At 49.6% G+C, this 14,885-nt stretch carries 13 protein-coding genes; 10 read left to right on the plus strand and 3 right to left on the minus strand.

Annotated features, from left to right (window positions below; genetic code table 11):
• The first annotated feature begins 15 nt into the window (after positions 1 to 15).
• Positions 16 to 843: an IclR family transcriptional regulator gene (locus tag ACSHWX_RS13750; protein ID WP_435668800.1), complete on the plus strand. Its 828-nt coding sequence runs from the start codon at positions 16 to 18 to the stop codon at positions 841 to 843.
• Entirely contained in the window at positions 843 to 2,195 is a 1,353-nt protein-coding gene (locus ACSHWX_RS13755; RefSeq protein ID WP_435668801.1) for an aminotransferase class III-fold pyridoxal phosphate-dependent enzyme, read from the plus strand. Before ACSHWX_RS13750 ends, ACSHWX_RS13755 begins: the two co-directional genes overlap by 1 nt.
• 299 nt (positions 2,196 to 2,494) lie before the next feature.
• Here ACSHWX_RS13755 and hpaR read toward each other — a convergent pair whose 3' ends face one another.
• Positions 2,495 to 2,947: a homoprotocatechuate degradation operon regulator HpaR gene (hpaR, locus tag ACSHWX_RS13760; RefSeq protein ID WP_435668802.1), complete on the minus strand. Its 453-nt coding sequence runs from the start codon at positions 2,945 to 2,947 to the stop codon at positions 2,495 to 2,497.
• A 91-nt stretch (positions 2,948 to 3,038) separates the two neighbouring features.
• On the opposite strand from hpaR, the gene ACSHWX_RS13765 reads away from it, so the two are divergent.
• From ACSHWX_RS13765 to hpaI, 7 genes are all read left to right on the plus strand, one after another.
• On the plus strand, positions 3,039 to 3,428 hold the full coding sequence (locus ACSHWX_RS13765) for a 5-carboxymethyl-2-hydroxymuconate Delta-isomerase (protein ID WP_435668803.1): 390 nt from the start codon (positions 3,039 to 3,041) through the stop codon (positions 3,426 to 3,428).
• Entirely contained in the window at positions 3,428 to 4,936 is a 1,509-nt protein-coding gene (gene hpaE, locus ACSHWX_RS13770) for a 5-carboxymethyl-2-hydroxymuconate semialdehyde dehydrogenase (RefSeq protein ID WP_435668804.1), read from the plus strand. The genes ACSHWX_RS13765 and hpaE overlap by 1 nt, the downstream gene beginning before the upstream one ends.
• A 54-nt stretch (positions 4,937 to 4,990) precedes the next feature.
• A complete protein-coding gene (gene hpaD, locus ACSHWX_RS13775) occupies positions 4,991 to 5,833 on the plus strand; it encodes a 3,4-dihydroxyphenylacetate 2,3-dioxygenase (RefSeq protein ID WP_435668805.1) in 843 nt (280 codons plus the stop codon).
• 99 nt (positions 5,834 to 5,932) lie between these two features.
• On the plus strand, positions 5,933 to 7,330 hold the full coding sequence (locus tag ACSHWX_RS13780) for a pyridoxal phosphate-dependent decarboxylase family protein (RefSeq protein WP_435668806.1): 1,398 nt from the start codon (positions 5,933 to 5,935) through the stop codon (positions 7,328 to 7,330).
• Complete coding sequence (locus ACSHWX_RS13785) at positions 7,327 to 8,184, plus strand: fumarylacetoacetate hydrolase family protein (RefSeq protein WP_435668807.1); 858 nt, start codon at positions 7,327 to 7,329, stop codon at positions 8,182 to 8,184. The genes ACSHWX_RS13780 and ACSHWX_RS13785 overlap by 4 nt, the downstream gene beginning before the upstream one ends.
• Positions 8,181 to 8,981 carry a 2-oxo-hept-4-ene-1,7-dioate hydratase gene (gene hpaH, locus ACSHWX_RS13790; RefSeq protein ID WP_435668808.1) on the plus strand — a complete coding sequence of 267 codons (801 nt, stop codon included), beginning with the start codon at positions 8,181 to 8,183 and terminating at the stop codon, positions 8,979 to 8,981. Before ACSHWX_RS13785 ends, hpaH begins: the two co-directional genes overlap by 4 nt.
• A gap of 5 nt (positions 8,982 to 8,986) precedes the next feature.
• Positions 8,987 to 9,763: a 4-hydroxy-2-oxoheptanedioate aldolase gene (hpaI, locus tag ACSHWX_RS13795; RefSeq protein WP_435668809.1), complete on the plus strand. Its 777-nt coding sequence runs from the start codon at positions 8,987 to 8,989 to the stop codon at positions 9,761 to 9,763.
• 60 nt (positions 9,764 to 9,823) lie between these two features.
• On the opposite strand, the gene ACSHWX_RS13800 is transcribed toward hpaI, so the two are convergent.
• The gene (locus ACSHWX_RS13800; protein ID WP_435668810.1) at positions 9,824 to 12,208 is read right to left on the minus strand and encodes a PIG-L family deacetylase; all 2,385 of its coding nucleotides are present in this window, start codon (positions 12,206 to 12,208) and stop codon (positions 9,824 to 9,826) included.
• Positions 12,209 to 12,223: 15 nt separating this feature from the next.
• Complete coding sequence (locus ACSHWX_RS13805; RefSeq protein ID WP_435668811.1) at positions 12,224 to 13,411, minus strand: ROK family protein; 1,188 nt, start codon at positions 13,409 to 13,411, stop codon at positions 12,224 to 12,226.
• 191 nt (positions 13,412 to 13,602) lie between these two features.
• On the opposite strand from ACSHWX_RS13805, the gene ACSHWX_RS13810 reads away from it, so the two are divergent.
• Complete coding sequence (locus tag ACSHWX_RS13810) at positions 13,603 to 14,856, plus strand: extracellular solute-binding protein (protein WP_435668812.1); 1,254 nt, start codon at positions 13,603 to 13,605, stop codon at positions 14,854 to 14,856.
• The last annotated feature ends 29 nt before the right edge of the window (positions 14,857 to 14,885 follow it).

The raw sequence follows: 14,885 nt of genomic DNA on the forward strand, positions 1-14,885 counted from the left end.
ATCAGGAGGCGCCCGATGGGGACAACACTTAATTCTTTGAAATTGTTAGATAATTTTACGATCTCAACACCAGAGTTTGGGTTGTCTCAAATCGTTCGCCGCGCAGATTTAAATAAGGCGACTGCATTGCGGCACTTAAAAGAGCTGTGTGAGTACGGGCTGTTAGAACAGGACCCGGCGACAAAACTTTATTCGATTGGTCCTGCATGTTTAAGGTTGGCGGGTGTACGCGAGGCAACCAAACCCACTTTAGTTGCCGCGCGACAAGTGATGAAAAAGCAGATCGAAATTGTTCGAGAGTCGATGCATCTTTCTTTGATGGATGGCGAAGAACTGCGAAATGTCGCTGTTGAAGAAAGCCAATTTCATAGTGTCCGTGTCAATTTTTCGCGTGCAGAACTTTTGCCGCTCCATGCCACGGCGTCAGGCGCAATTATGTTGGCCTTTGGACCTGAGTTTTTAAAAGATCATCTAAAAGGTAAGAAATTGCAGGCCTATACGAGCACAACAATTACGAACCCTGATCAAGTTTTGAAATATGCTAGCCATGTAAAAAGCGCAGGATGGGCGGAAAGCGCTGGGGCACGTGAAGCAGATGTTCACGGGTTTTCCGCGCCGATTTTTGGACCGGATCAAATCGCTATTGGCGCGATTGCCTGTGTCATCCCTCAAAACCGGATTACCCCCACGCTAAGAGGCGCGATTCTGTCGTCCATTCGAGCAGCGTCCCAAGATATTACAACTATTTTTGGCGGATTGACCCCCGCTACCTTCCCTACAGATTTCAATGAAACGCTAAATATGGTGCCCGGACCTGCGGACCATGAAATGGAGACCCAATAATGAAAGACTCCAACTTTCTTAAAGAAAACAATGCGCGCCACTTTTGGCATCCAATGGCGCACCCTGCAGACAGCCAGAAAAATCCGCCAACGATCCTGACGGGCGGCGAGGGGATTTGCATCACTGATGTGGATGGCCACAAAACAATTGATGCTGTTGGTGGGTTGTGGAACGTCAATCTTGGATATTCGTGCCAACCCGTCAAAGACGCGATTGCGGACCAACTCAGCGCGTTGCCCTATTATTCTACTTTTCGGGGCACAACCAACGACAAAGCTATTGAGCTATCCTACGAACTTGCGCAGTTTTTTGCCGCAGACGGGCTAACGCGGGCTTTCTTTACATCGGGCGGGTCAGATTCGGTTGAAGTCGCGCTCAAGCTATCCCGTCAATATCATCGTATTCGAGGGGAAGCGGGACGCTCAAAGTTCATCAGTTTGAAGCAGGGTTATCACGGGACGCATTTTGGTGGTGCATCTGTTAATGGCAATGCCAAATTCCGCAATGCATATGAGCCGCTTTTGCCGGGATGTTTTCACATCCCTGCGCCCTATACTTACAGAAACCCCTTCGATGAAAGCGATCCAGAGCGTCTCGCGCAGCTTTGTGTCAAAGCGCTTGAGGCTGAGATTGCCTTTCAAGGGGCAAACACCATTGCCGCGTTTATCATGGAGCCTGTTTTAGGGGCAGGCGGGGTTATTCCACCGCATAAGAGCTTTATGCCAATGGTTCGCGATGTTTGTACAAAACATGGCATTCTGCTGATCTCAGATGAGGTGATTACCGCGTTTGGTCGTACGGGTACACAAAGTGGCGCGCGTCACTGGGGCGTTCAGGTCGATATCATGACCACCGCAAAAGCGATCACCAACGGGTACTTCCCCTTTGGTGCCGCCATGATTGCGGGGCATGTAGCGGAAGTGTTTGAACAAGACACGAGCGGGCTTGGTTCTGTTGATCAGGGATATACCTATTCAGGACATCCGGTTGGCGCTGCCGCTGCGCTGGCAGCGCTTTCTGAAATCAATCGTTTGAAAGTTTGGCAGAATGCTGGCGCGCGGGGCGATGAACTTTACGCTGGCGTGAAAAAGCTAAAAGACAAATACGATATGGTCGGAGATGTTCGTGGTGGCGAAGGTTTGATGTGTGCGCTGGAATTGGTTTCAGATGCGGCAACCAAAGCGCCTATTGCCAAACATTTACCTGTGGCCCTTCAGAAGGCGACCTATGATGATGGTGTGATGGTTCGTGTTTCGGGCAACAATATTATTCTGTCCCCGCCGTTGATTATCACCGCAAACGATGTTGAGAAAATTCTCTCCGCCTTGGACACAGGATTGGGCAGCATCTAGGGTGTGGACTCAATTATGAAACGGTCTGCATTGGACACAAAACAACTTGATTTGAGGACAAAAACGAAATCGATATCGGTGAGGCTTTTGGACGCTGAAGCAAGTTGTTTTGTGTCCAACCCGAAGGGCAGCATTCAATTTTGCCAGCTTGTCGTTGAAATCAGCTCATTGACGTCAGTCAATTCGACCAATTTCGCCTAAATCTGATCAAAATTGATCTGCTGTGCAGATCATTTCATAATTGGGTTCACACCCTAGTTCAACTTGGACCCTGCTCGGCATTCGGGTAGGGTTGAACGTCAAATTTTGACGTGGCGTAGCTCTTCTAACAGATCCAGAAGTTGGGTCACTTTTTGTCGTCCGAGTTGATCTTCAATCGCGGCATAAACCTCTGTTGCTTGGGAAATATTATTTGCAAGCAGCAGACGTCCTTTATCAGAAATTTCCACCAGAGTGCGCCGTTTGTCATCTGCGTCCTGTCGTCGAGCAATGAGCTTTTCGGCCTCCATGGCGCGAAGGGTGCGCGTTAGGCTGGGCAAAAGCAAACATGCTTCTTTAGAAATGGTGCTTTGCTCCACCTCACCTAATTCATCCAAGGTGCGCAAAATCCGCCATTTTTGCTCGGTTAGATTGATTTCCTGCAAAATTTCTCGGATGGGAGACATCACTGTTTCCCGCGCTCGCAAAAGTGCGATGGGTAGCGTGCGCGACGTGCTTCGGGCTCTTAGCTTTACATCAGATGATTGATCCATACCGATTTATAGGCTGATTTGGTCATTTAACAACACAAGTAGTTGACAAATAGTCCATTTTACTTAACAAGTGTACTAAATGGAGATAGACATGCCGCATTTCAGCCTCGAGTATTCCAGCAATTTGGACGAGATTATCAACATCTCCGATCTGTGCGATGCTTTGCGCGTTGCTGGCATTGAAACGGGCGTTTTTCCGATGGCGGGGATGCGCGTGAGAGCTTTTGCTTGCGACCATTATTCGATTGCCGACGGCAAAGCTGATCGTGGCTTTATCGATTTGTCCGTTAGACTTCGCGGCGGCCGGTCGCTCGAGGTGCGAAAAACCGCGACGCAGGCAATTTTTAAAGCCGCAGAAGATTTTCTGGCGGATGCGATGGCCAAACACCCCATCGCCTTGTCGATGGAAATGCGCGATATCGACCCCGAGCTTAGCCCAAAGCTTAGTTCAATCCGAAATTTTATATCTGGAGAAGGCTAATGTCTGACCTGCAGAACAATATTGAAAAACTCAATGGCTACTTGGCGCGGTTTCGTCAAACGGGCATTCAAAACCGTATTGCTGGTGAAGATCGTTTAGGGTCTGGCGGCACGTTTACCTCCACCTCTCCGGTTGATAAATCTGAGATTTGTCAGGTCGCGCGCGGTACAGAAAAAGACATAGACGCTGCTGCGAAAGCGGCAGCCGATGCCTTTCCTGCCTGGCGCGATATGCCAGCAATAGAGCGCAAAAAAATCTTGATCAACGTCGCTAATGCCATCGAGGCACGCGCCGAAGAAATCGCGCTTTGTGAATGTTGGGACACCGGCCAAACCATCCGGTTTATGTCTAAGGCGGCATTGCGGGGTGCTGAAAATTTCCGCTATTTTGCTGATCAAATTGTTCAGGCGCGCGATGGCAAGCATTTAAGATCGCCTACCTTGATGAACGTAACCAGCCGGGTGCCGATGGGGCCAGTTGGGGTGATTACGCCTTGGAACACACCATTTATGCTGTCCACCTGGAAAATTGCACCTGCTTTAGCTGCCGGTTGTACAGTGGTTCATAAACCGGCCGAAGATTCTCCTCTCACCGCACGTCTGCTTGTTGAGATTGCCGAAGAAGCTGGTCTGCCCAAGGGCGTTCTGAATACCGTGAACGGTTATGGCCATGATGCTGGCAAACGTTTAACCGAACATCCTGCCATCAAAGCCATAGCCTTTGTTGGTGAAAGCCGCACCGGGTCGATGATCACCAAGCAAGGCGCGGACACGCTTAAACGTATGCATTTGGAACTGGGGGGTAAAAACCCGGTCATTGTGTTTGATGACGCTGACTTGGATCGTGCGCTGGATGCGGTGATCTTTATGATTTATTCCATCAATGGAGAGCGTTGTACGTCATCTTCTCGCTTGTTCATTCAAGATACCATCAAAGATGAGTTTGAAGCGCGGCTGATTGAGCGCGTGAACAACATCAAGGTTGGTCATCCGCTCGACCCCGCAACTGAAATTGGCCCGATCGTCACCCAAGAGCACTATAATAAAGTAACCAGCTATTTTGATATCGCGAAGGAAGACGGCGCGACGGTTGCTGCGGGTGGTGTCAAGGTTGGTGATGAGGGGTATTTCGTGCGCCCAACACTGTTCACCAACGCGAACAACAATATGCGTATTGCGCGTGAAGAAATCTTCGGCCCCGTTCTAACTTCCATTCCTTTTTCCGATGAAGAGGATGCCCTGTCGATGGCCAATGATACGGATTATGGCCTAACCGGTTATATTTGGACCAATGATCTTACGCGGGCAATGCGCTTTTCAGATAAGCTAGAAGCTGGGATGATCTGGGTGAACTCGGAAAATGTACGCCATCTCCCCACCCCGTTTGGCGGGGTTAAGGCGTCAGGTATTGGGCGCGATGGCGGCGATTGGTCGTTTGATTTCTATATGGAACAAAAGCATGTTGGTTTTGCTCTAGGGCAGCATAAAATCATGCAATTGGGAAAATAGAGCCTCACGCTGGTCTGTAAGCAAACGTTTCGCTACACGAAGAAAGGTAATGTTATGGGAAAGATCGTACAAGCTGCAAAAATTACGCATGTACCTAGCATCTGGATGTCTCACACCATGCCCGAACATAAGGGCATTCGGCAATTCGCGATTGATGGATATACACGCCTTCGTCAGGACGCGATTGATCGTGAGGTCGAGACTTTTCTTATTTTTGATACCCATTGGATCACCAATCAGGGCTTCCACCTCAACGCCAAAGACCATCATAAGGGCCGTTTCATCAGTCATGAATTGCCGCACATGTTGGCTGATATGGAGTTTGATTATCGTGGTGATAGCGAATTGGCGCACTCGATCCTTGATGTGATGCGCGAGCGCGGAGAGCGTGCATTAGGTCATGCACAGCCTGATCTGGGTATGGAATATGGAACATTACTGCCCATGCATTTCATCAATGAAGGTTTGAACATCCGGGTATTGCCCATCGCTGTGAACCAATTTTCCTCAATCGAAGAAAACCGTGTTTGGGGTGAAGCAATTGCTGAAGGCATACGCCGCTCTGAGCGCAATGTTTCGGTTTTGGCTTCAGGCTCTTTCAGCCATGATTTTACGCCAAACACCCGCTCGGCAGAAGGTTTGAATTCAGTGAATGGCGAGTTCAACAAGCAAATGGATCTTCGTGTTCTTGACATGTGGAAGGCCGGAGAATGGAGCGCATTTTTGGACTTGTTGCCCGACTATGCAGCAAAGTGCGCAGGCGAGTGTGCGATGAATGACACGGCCTTACTTTTCGGCGCTTTAGGCTGGAAAGACTATAAAGGCGAAATTGACATTTACACCGAGTATTTTGGCAGTTCGGGAACCGGGCAGGCAAATATTAGCCTGTCAGTTTAATCAGATCACCCCAAAAACTGGTTCCCCTTATTGAACTAATCGGGGGTCCCATGCTGACGTTACTTTGGCGGACATTACGCTAGAAAAGGAAGATATTGTATGGATTGGGACGAATTTTCCGATTGGGGCAAATATGTTGCCGACTGGTCTGCAACCTATCATAAAACATTGGCCGACCGACCCGTAAGAGCGCAAACAAAGCCCGGCGAAATTGCGGCTCAATTGCCTGATACCCCGCCCAACAACGGCGAAGAGATGACGGCCATAATGGCGGATTTTGAAAATATCGTGATGCCCGGCATGACCCATTGGCAACACCCAAGGTTCTTTGCCTATTTTCCTGCAAACGCGTCCCCTCCGTCGATGATTGCTGAGATGCTGGTCAATACTGTGGCCGCGCAATGTATGCTTTGGCAAACCTCACCCGCTGCAACTGAAGTTGAAGGCGTGATGATCGACTGGCTTCGTCAGGCGCTCGATTTACCAGATCATTTTACCGGCGTTATTCAAGATAGTGCGTCCTCGGCGACGCTATCTGCAGTGCTGACCATGCGTGAAAGAAGCGTTGGTTTTACCGGCAACCGCGATGGTTTGTCGGGCAAGGGGAACCTGCGCATCTATTGTTCGGACCAAGTACATTCATCCATTGATCGTGCTTGCTGGATTGCAGGCATTGGGCAAGAGAACCTGATCAAAATTCCGACGGTGGGGCCAAATTTCAGCATTGATGTGGAAGCGCTGAAACAAGCTATCGCAAACGACCGTGCCAATGGGCATGTGCCCGCAGGGATTGTCGCGATCACTGGTGGCACAAGCATTGGTGCGTGTGATGAACTCGCACCGGTTTTGCAGGTCGCGAAGGACGAAGACCTTTACACCCATCTTGATGCCGCATGGGCTGGTTCGGCTATGATTTGCCCAGAGTTCCGGCAGGAATTTTGGGATGGTGTTGGAGGCTTTGACAGTATTGTCTTTAATCCACACAAGTGGATGGGCGCGCAGTTTGATTGCTCTGTTCAGTTCTTGGCCGATCCGACCGCCCAATTGAATACACTCAAGATTGAGCCAGAATATTTAAAAACTTCTGGTGAGGCTGTGACCAATTATTCGGAATGGACGATACCGCTCGGTCGACGTTTTCGGGCATTAAAGATTTGGTTTTTAATTCGCTCTTATGGACTTGATGGTCTGCGGACACGTATTCGCAACCACGTCCTTTGGGCCAAAGAGGCTTGCGAAAAAATCCGAGAAATCGATGGGTTTGAAATCACTACTGATCCAATCCTCAGTCTTTTCTCATTTCGTTGTCCGGGTGATGATGATGCTCAGCAAAAACTAACCGATGCCATAAATGAGGACGGACGCATTTATCTAACGCTTACCTTGCATCAGGGGCAAAAAGTAATTCGGCTTCAAGTTGGTCAATTCGACACAACACAAGAACAGGTGTTGTTGGCGGCAGATGTCATCAAAGATGTTTGGGAGAAAACACGATGAAGTTTTCAACATACGCCGTTGGCGATGAACATTTTTATGGCGCGGCCACTGACAAGGGCATGATTGCTCTAAGTCCTGATTTCCCGCAATGGCCAACTTTGTTAGATGTTGTTCGCGCTGGAGGGCTTTCTTCGCTCAGCGATGCTGGGGCTGGTAAATCTGTGACCCATCGTGATTTTCAATTTGAAATGGTCCTCCCTAATGCCCCGCGCATCCTTTGCGTTGGCGTCAATTTCCCGGACCGTAACGCTGAATATAAAGACGGCAGCGAGCAGCCAAAATACATGTCGCTGTTTCCACGCTTTGCGAGCGGGTTCACGGGGCATGAGCGCAATCTTGTGCGCCCACCGGAAAACCATACGCTCGATTATGAAGGCGAGGTTGCAATTGTCATTGGCAAAACAGGTCGCCGGATTAGCCAGGACGATGCTTATGATCATATCGCGGCGCTGACTTTGTGCAATGAAGGCACCATCCGCGATTGGGTGCGCCACGCAAAGTTCAACGTAACCCAAGGCAAAAATTGGGACAATTCCGGTTCAATTGGACCTTGGCTCGTGCCCTTTGTCGACGCTGCCCAGCTTGACGACGCTCGCATCATTACCCGTGTAAATGGTGAAGTGCGCCAAGACGACGTTCTTAGACGCATGATGTTTCCCATTCGTCGTGAGATTGAATACATTTCGACCTTCATGACGCTGCAGCCCGGCGATATCATCATCACTGGCACACCGACCGGGGCAGGTGCGCGATTTGATCCGCCAAGATATTTAAAGCCCGGCGACGTGGTTGAAATCGAAGTTGAGGGCATCGGCACATTGCGAAATGGTGTTGCAGATGAGGTGGTTAAATGACGCCTGAAGATCACGCCATTGCCGCTACGGATTTATTGAACGCTGAACGCGCGCGAACCCAGATTGGTTTACTATCTTTGCGCCATCCCGAAATGGGGATGGATGATGCGTATGAAATTCAAAAAGCTATTTATCGTCAGAAACTGACAACTGGACGCAATGTTATAGGCTGGAAAATCGGTTTGACGTCCAAAGCCATGCAATATGCTTTGAATATCGATATCCCGGATAGCGGTATTCTGTTCGACGATATGCTGTTTGAGGATGGCGCCACGGTCCCAAAAGGGCGATTCATTCAACCGCGCATCGAGGCCGAAATCGCATTTGTGATGAAGTCGGCAATCGGTGGTGAAAATGTAACTCGCGAAGATATTGTCACAGCAACGGATTATGTTGCTCCATCCATTGAAATTCTGGACACCCGTGTTCAACGGGTCGATCCTGACACAGGCAAAGCCCGGACTATCTTTGATACGATAAGCGATAATGCGGCCAATGCTGGTCTTGTGCTTGGCAAACAGCGTCATGGCATTGATGCGTTTGATTTACGCTGGGTTGGGGCGATGACATTTCGCAATGGTGAAATTGAAGAAACAGGGCTTGGCGCTGGGGTTTTAAATGACCCGGTCGAAAGTGTTGTTTGGCTGGCTAAACGTATGGCACAATATGGTCAAAGTATTGAGCCAGGTCAGATCATTTTGTCGGGCAGTTTTATCCGCCCTGTCGAATGTCCATCCGGAAGTGAAATTCAAGCAGATTTCGGCCCATTTGGCTCCGTATCTGTCAACTTTGAGTAGTAAATATGCCCGCACCAATAAACACCTTCAAACAAGCCCTTAAAGATGGCCGACCCCAAATTGGATGTTGGCTTGGCCTAGCTGACCCCTATGCCGCAGAGATTTCTGGCACCGCAGGGTTCGACTGGCTTTTGATCGATGGCGAACACGCGCCGAATGATTTACGGTCAACCCTTGCGCAGCTTCAGGTTGTTGAAGCCTCTGCTTCTCATCCGGTTGTACGCCTGCCAATTGGTGAAACATGGATGATCAAACAAGTCTTGGACGCTGGTGCGCAATCTATTCTTATCCCGATGGTTGAAAGTGCAGCCCAAGCGCAAGAACTGGTTCGTGCGGTTCAATACCCACCTCGCGGGATGCGTGGGGTCGGATCGTCTTTGGCGCGTGCTTCAAAGTTTGCAGGGATTTCAGATTACCTAAAAACTGCAGATGACCAGATTTGTTTATTGCTACAGGTCGAAAACCGCGCCGGGCTTGCGGCGCTGGACGACATTCTTGCTTTGGACGATGTAGACGGCGTGTTTATCGGTCCGGCTGATTTGGCCGCTGATTTGGGTCATATCGGTGATGCGGGGCATCCCGATGTTGTGGAGGCTGTAACAGAAGCGCTGACAAAAATCGTGGCGTCCGGAAAAGCAGCCGGTATTCTGACATTGGACGAGAAGATGCAAGAACGCTGCTTAGACATTGGCGTGACCTTTTTAGCCACAGGTATTGATGTCACGCTTTTTGCCAATGGCATGAGACAATTGGCGAAAGCTAGCAAGGCAAAGCGTCGCTAGTTTATTTCGCGTATTCTAATGAAGTTATCGGCGTGGATTGTGCCACGCCGACAATTGATGTTAGCGAACAGGCTGTAACAAGTTGGCCATTAGGCGGTAGGCGCCGGGAACCAATTTGTCGAGCTGATGGTGCAGGATGAGGCTGGTGTGGGTATGGCGGCCTTTACCAAAGTTGCCGCTGAGCAATGAGCCCAATAACGGATATTCGCCTTCATCTGACATTGACAATATTGGGGTGTAGGCGTCGTCCCAAGACGAAGCGAAATATAGGCCGCGTTCTTTATGCCAGTTTGACCAGTCGGCTTCGCTGATTTTGTTCAACCCGTCGATCAGCGTGTGTTCTGGCTGCAAAACGGTGACGGGCGCATTTTGATTGGTCACGCGCCATCGTAAAGATGGTTTTCCGATCGTGATGGGTGCAAGCGCTGTGCCTTTCTCGTCCCAATTGTCCCAAGGCCGGTGATAGAGCGTCACTAGATTGCCGCCGTTTTGAACCCATTGATGAAGGGCTTTAAGGTTGGCAGCGAGTTCGGGACGGGTGCGGAGGGCAAATACGCCAACAAGGATGCTGTCATAACTGTCGAATGCGGACTTTGCGATTTGATCGTCGGATATGGCATGGATATCTATGCCAACTTGACGAAGCCAAAAGTCACTTTTGTCGCTTCCCCCGCCAATATAGCCGATTTTGCCAGTTGGCAAATTCACCTCAAGTGCAAGCAGATCAATGTCTGCGGGCGACGCAAAAAGCATCTTGCCGGTATGTGGGAAGTCCATACGTTGCACGGTCGATGCTGAAATGTCGTTTAAGTTGATTGATGCGGAATACCGACCGGGCTGGGTTTGCGCTGATAGGGAAAACGCAACCGCCTTGGCATTTATGTCGGCGGTAAACTCGCTTGGGCAAGCAATATCCACCTTCGCGCCGTTGGGGTACGTATGCGCGATTTCAATTTCTTGAGTGGCAGGTGCGGTCAAGTTGAAAATAAGCGCCTGCCGATCAAGCTCGATTTCGGCGCTTGGGGCAATGTTGAAACGTTGTTCGGGCGCGATTTCAACCTTGATGTTTTCGCCGTGAATGCTGAATTCAAGTTTAGCGAAAATGTCTGAATTGGCTTCGTATGGTGACCAAATATCGGGCAGGGGGTCGCTTGGTTCTGCGTCTAACGGTATTTGAATAGATGTGGTTTTCGCGTTTGGCGACTGAACTTCCCAGCTATTTGGCGTGCATATTGTGGTTTTGAGCGGTAAGTCGCTGGACGTGAAAATGTTCGCTTCAATCACTTGGCCGGGTCGTGCTTCATCGTCGGACAGTTCAAAACGTGCATAGATTTTGCTCGCGATGAAAACGGCGCGTTGCAATTGATCTTGTTTTGCAACTAGGCGATGCAATACCTCATCAGCGCTAGCGGTTGGACAGGTATTAATGGCCTGTCGGACGAGGTTTAGCGCCGCTGCGCTATGTTTAAGAACAAGCTCACTGTTCGGCCACGCATTGATCGTCGCATCTATTTCAGATTGGGCGTAACCTAGTAAAGCCTCAAGGTCTGGCGCGTTAGCGAAAGACGCTAAGTCTGCAAGGGTTTTGGGCAGCCGGTCAAAAATTGAATTTTCGTCACCCTCAAAGCCCTTTGCAGCCCATGCTAAATTGAGCGGCCAATTCGCGGTTTTTCCAGGCTCAACCCAATGGCCCATGCCTTGTGTTTTATGGAAACTGCGCGAGACCTGTCCCCACTGGGTGTAATCAAGGCCCAAAACTGGGTCCGCGCCACTTCCTTTTATGTGCACAGTTGCAGGGGGCGGTGGCAAATCATCGTCATAAGCATCGCCTGCGCCCGACCATGCGGGAAGATAGACTTTTTTGACTTGCCACGGGGCCAGATTTTGTTCCGGGAAGGCTTTTGGATCAGCGGCCAGCTTAACCACTTCAAATGCACTTTGTGTCATAGCGCGGTGATGGCCATGTTGACCGGGCACATCCAAAAATGTCGGTGCGATCATATCTGGGCGTTCCGTGCGGATAACGGATACAAAGCGCTCAAGCGTGCGGGTTTTACCCCAATTTTCCAATGTCTCTTCGCCGCTTTTGGAAAAGCCGAAATCGGCTAGCGGATCGCCGGGATATTGGCATAACCAATATTGCTTCATATCCAACACTTGTGCTGAACGTTCCATTTCCCTTGTGCGGATAACGCCCAACTCGACGCCGGTTTGGGTGCCGATGGCGTTTTGCCCGCCTTCGCCTCGGGTCGAGCAAGCATGGGAAAGTTTTACCCCATCGCGAAAACCAATGGCGGCAATCATTTCTGACGTCTCGTCGTCTGGGTGCGCGCCTGTGTTCATAAAGGAAGTGACCGACTTAAGCGGTAAAAGTGCCTTCCAAAGTTCGGTCGCGTGGGGTTTAGATTGGCGTTCAAGTAGGCGAGCGATTTGTGTTGTGATCATGAGATGCTCCGTCCCTTAGGCAAGGGTGAGGTTAGAAGGCGTGATGGTTTGATGAATAATCATTGCGGCGGCGCCAATCGCAGCGGTTTCGCGACCCGAGAACCCCCGGATGACGCGAGCGATTTCTCGGTCGTCTCGGTTTGAAACCGAACCGACGGGCAATTCCAAATGTTCAATCAACGAGTCGATCAGAATATCGGGCAAAGCGCCGCCCAAAATTACGGTTTGCGGATCATATAGATTTTCCACAATACCGATTACTTGGGAAAGATGTGCGCTAGCGTTCTGCATCCAGTTTAGCATATTGGGATCTTGGTCTTTTAAGACTTGTGCAAAGTCGCGACCGGTTTCCAAATTTATGCCGAACTGTTTCATATGCTGTTTCGCAGCGAACCGGCTGGCATAGGTTTCAAGGCACCCTTTGTTGCCACAAGCGCATAAATTGCCCCCGGCTTGGGTGATGATATGGCCGATTTCACCTGCGTTGCCGAAGGCACCGCGTTGAGCGTGGCCCTTGGATACAACGCCCAGTCCAATCCCTGTTCCAAAATAGATGAAACAAAAATTGTTTAGGCCTTTTGCGATGCCTGCAACACGTTCTGAAACCGCTGCGGCTGTCGCGTCATTTTCGATGAGCACAGGGTAGCCAAGCGCGTCTTGAAAAACCTGTTGCGTGTTGATTTCTGACCAACCGGGCAGCACGGCTTCACCGGCGCTGGTGAGGGCGGTTTCCCCGAACGGGCCAGGCATCACAATGCCGACGCCCAATAAGGTAGACTTCGGGCGTTTGGTCACCGCGATGGCTTCTTCAACCAAATCAACGATCAATGGCACCGCGATTTCTGGATGTGCGCTATCGATAAATTGGTGTTTTGAAAATGCGACTTCACCGGAAAGGTTCATCAATGTTGCAACAATCGCATCTGGACGTAGTTCAACGCCGACAGCGCATGCGCCATCGGGATTAAACCGATATTGCAATGCCGGTTTACCCCGCACACCGGTGCGGTGGCCATCTGGTTTGAGCAGACCCTGTTCTTCTAATACTGCAGTGATGTTGGAAACGGCTTGAATGCTCAGGCTGCAGCTTTTAGCAATTTCGGCGCGACCAGCGGGCTCGTTTGCACGCACATATTCAAGCACAACCTTTTGATTGTGATCTCGATTGCGTTCTGCATTGCCACCAATTGCGCCAATGGGCATGGGGTGCGTTCCAAACTGAAATACTTTACTCAATTAACTTGAGTTAAGTATTGATTTGTTTTTCGAAATGGTCAACACTTTGTCATTATCGAATTTGAATTATCCAGAATTCTAATTGGTTATTTGTGCTAACCAATTAAAAACAAACATCTTTTTATAGATGAAAATGATATAATGAGGAGGAAACTGAAATGATGTCATGGAAGAAAAAGTTACTAAGCTTCACTGCCGGCGCGGTATTTGCGCTGTCCAGCAGTGCATCTTGGGCTGTGGAAATCGAGTACTGGCAGTACTTTTTTGAAGCACGGGTAAATGCAATTGATACGCTGATTGAAAAGTTTGAAGCGGCAAATCCTGGTATTACTGTTAAGCAAACTACGTTCCCTTATGCTGATTATCGCACCAAGGTAGCTGCGGCTATTCCAGCGGGCGAGGGTCCGGATGTTGTGCAGCTGTTTTATGGTTGGTTGAACGATTATGTTGATGCGGAGCTTATTACGCCGCTGCCAACTGATATGTTCCCACCGGAAAAAATCGAAGCTGAATTTTTCCCAATGGTTCAAGCCATGAAGCGCGACGGCCAATATATGGCGTTGCCAACTGCAGTGCGCTCACTCGCATTGTTCTACAACACGCGTTTGTTTGATGAAGCTGGTATTGAAAACCCACCAGCAACTTTGGACGAGTTCATTGAAGTCGCTAAAAAGCTCACCAAGAAAGATGCTTCAGGCAACATCACTCAAGTTGGTATTACAACTGGCATGAACGCGCAGGATCACCATTGGTGGCGCGAAGTGTTGTCTCGTCAATTCGGTGGCAGCCCATATGATGCTGAATATAAGAACGTGACTTATACTGACGGTTCAGGCGCTGCGGCGTTGAAGTGGTACACTGATTTGCAAAATGTGCATGAAGTTACCCAAGCCGGATTTATGGATGAGCCACAAGCTGCATTTAAAGCGGGTCGCGCTGGTATGCACATTGATGGATCGTTCCGTATTGGTGCTTTGGAAAAAACACGCGGCCTTAAATGGGGCGTTGCTGAATTGCCTGCCGGTCCTGATGGCACGAAGTCTAACTATTCAAGCTATTGGGTAAATGCGGTTACTTCGAAAGCGACGGGTGAAAAAGCCGAGGCTTCCAAAAAGTTCCTCGCCTACATCACGTCTGACGAAGCCATGCAAATATGGTTGGATACAGTGGGCGAATTGCCTGCGAAACCATCTGCTGCGTTAACTGATGCCAACAAAGCTGATCCAGTGTTTGGACCATTCATTAGTGGTCTAGCCTACGCGAAGACAACAATCTTTGCCAATGAGTCTGGTCAGCGCCAGGTATTGATGGATGCAACTCAGCGGGTGTTCTTGGAAAATCAATCAGCTGAAGAAGCGATTGGTGTTGCTGCTGAAGAAGAGCAGAAGATCCTTGATGAGTACTACAACTAAAATTTGAACGGAGCGGCCCCTATTGTGGG

It is taken from the genome of Maritalea sp. (assembly GCF_051251695.1).
In the GTDB taxonomy this organism is placed as follows: Bacteria; Pseudomonadota; Alphaproteobacteria; order Rhizobiales; family Devosiaceae; genus Maritalea.

Coding starts and splice junctions, on each gene's coding strand:
- ACSHWX_RS13750 (WP_435668800.1), top strand. CDS start 16: ATGGGGACAACACTTAATTCTTTGAAATTGTTAGATAATTTTACGATC.
- ACSHWX_RS13755 (WP_435668801.1), top strand. CDS start 843: ATGAAAGACTCCAACTTTCTTAAAGAAAACAATGCGCGCCACTTTTGG.
- hpaR (WP_435668802.1), bottom strand. CDS start 2,947: ATGGATCAATCATCTGATGTAAAGCTAAGAGCCCGAAGCACGTCGCGC.
- ACSHWX_RS13765 (WP_435668803.1), top strand. CDS start 3,039: ATGCCGCATTTCAGCCTCGAGTATTCCAGCAATTTGGACGAGATTATC.
- hpaE (WP_435668804.1), top strand. CDS start 3,428: ATGTCTGACCTGCAGAACAATATTGAAAAACTCAATGGCTACTTGGCG.
- hpaD (WP_435668805.1), top strand. CDS start 4,991: ATGGGAAAGATCGTACAAGCTGCAAAAATTACGCATGTACCTAGCATC.
- ACSHWX_RS13780 (WP_435668806.1), top strand. CDS start 5,933: ATGGATTGGGACGAATTTTCCGATTGGGGCAAATATGTTGCCGACTGG.
- ACSHWX_RS13785 (WP_435668807.1), top strand. CDS start 7,327: ATGAAGTTTTCAACATACGCCGTTGGCGATGAACATTTTTATGGCGCG.
- hpaH (WP_435668808.1), top strand. CDS start 8,181: ATGACGCCTGAAGATCACGCCATTGCCGCTACGGATTTATTGAACGCT.
- hpaI (WP_435668809.1), top strand. CDS start 8,987: ATGCCCGCACCAATAAACACCTTCAAACAAGCCCTTAAAGATGGCCGA.
- ACSHWX_RS13800 (WP_435668810.1), bottom strand. CDS start 12,208: ATGATCACAACACAAATCGCTCGCCTACTTGAACGCCAATCTAAACCC.
- ACSHWX_RS13805 (WP_435668811.1), bottom strand. CDS start 13,411: ATGCCCATTGGCGCAATTGGTGGCAATGCAGAACGCAATCGAGATCAC.
- ACSHWX_RS13810 (WP_435668812.1), top strand. CDS start 13,603: ATGATGTCATGGAAGAAAAAGTTACTAAGCTTCACTGCCGGCGCGGTA.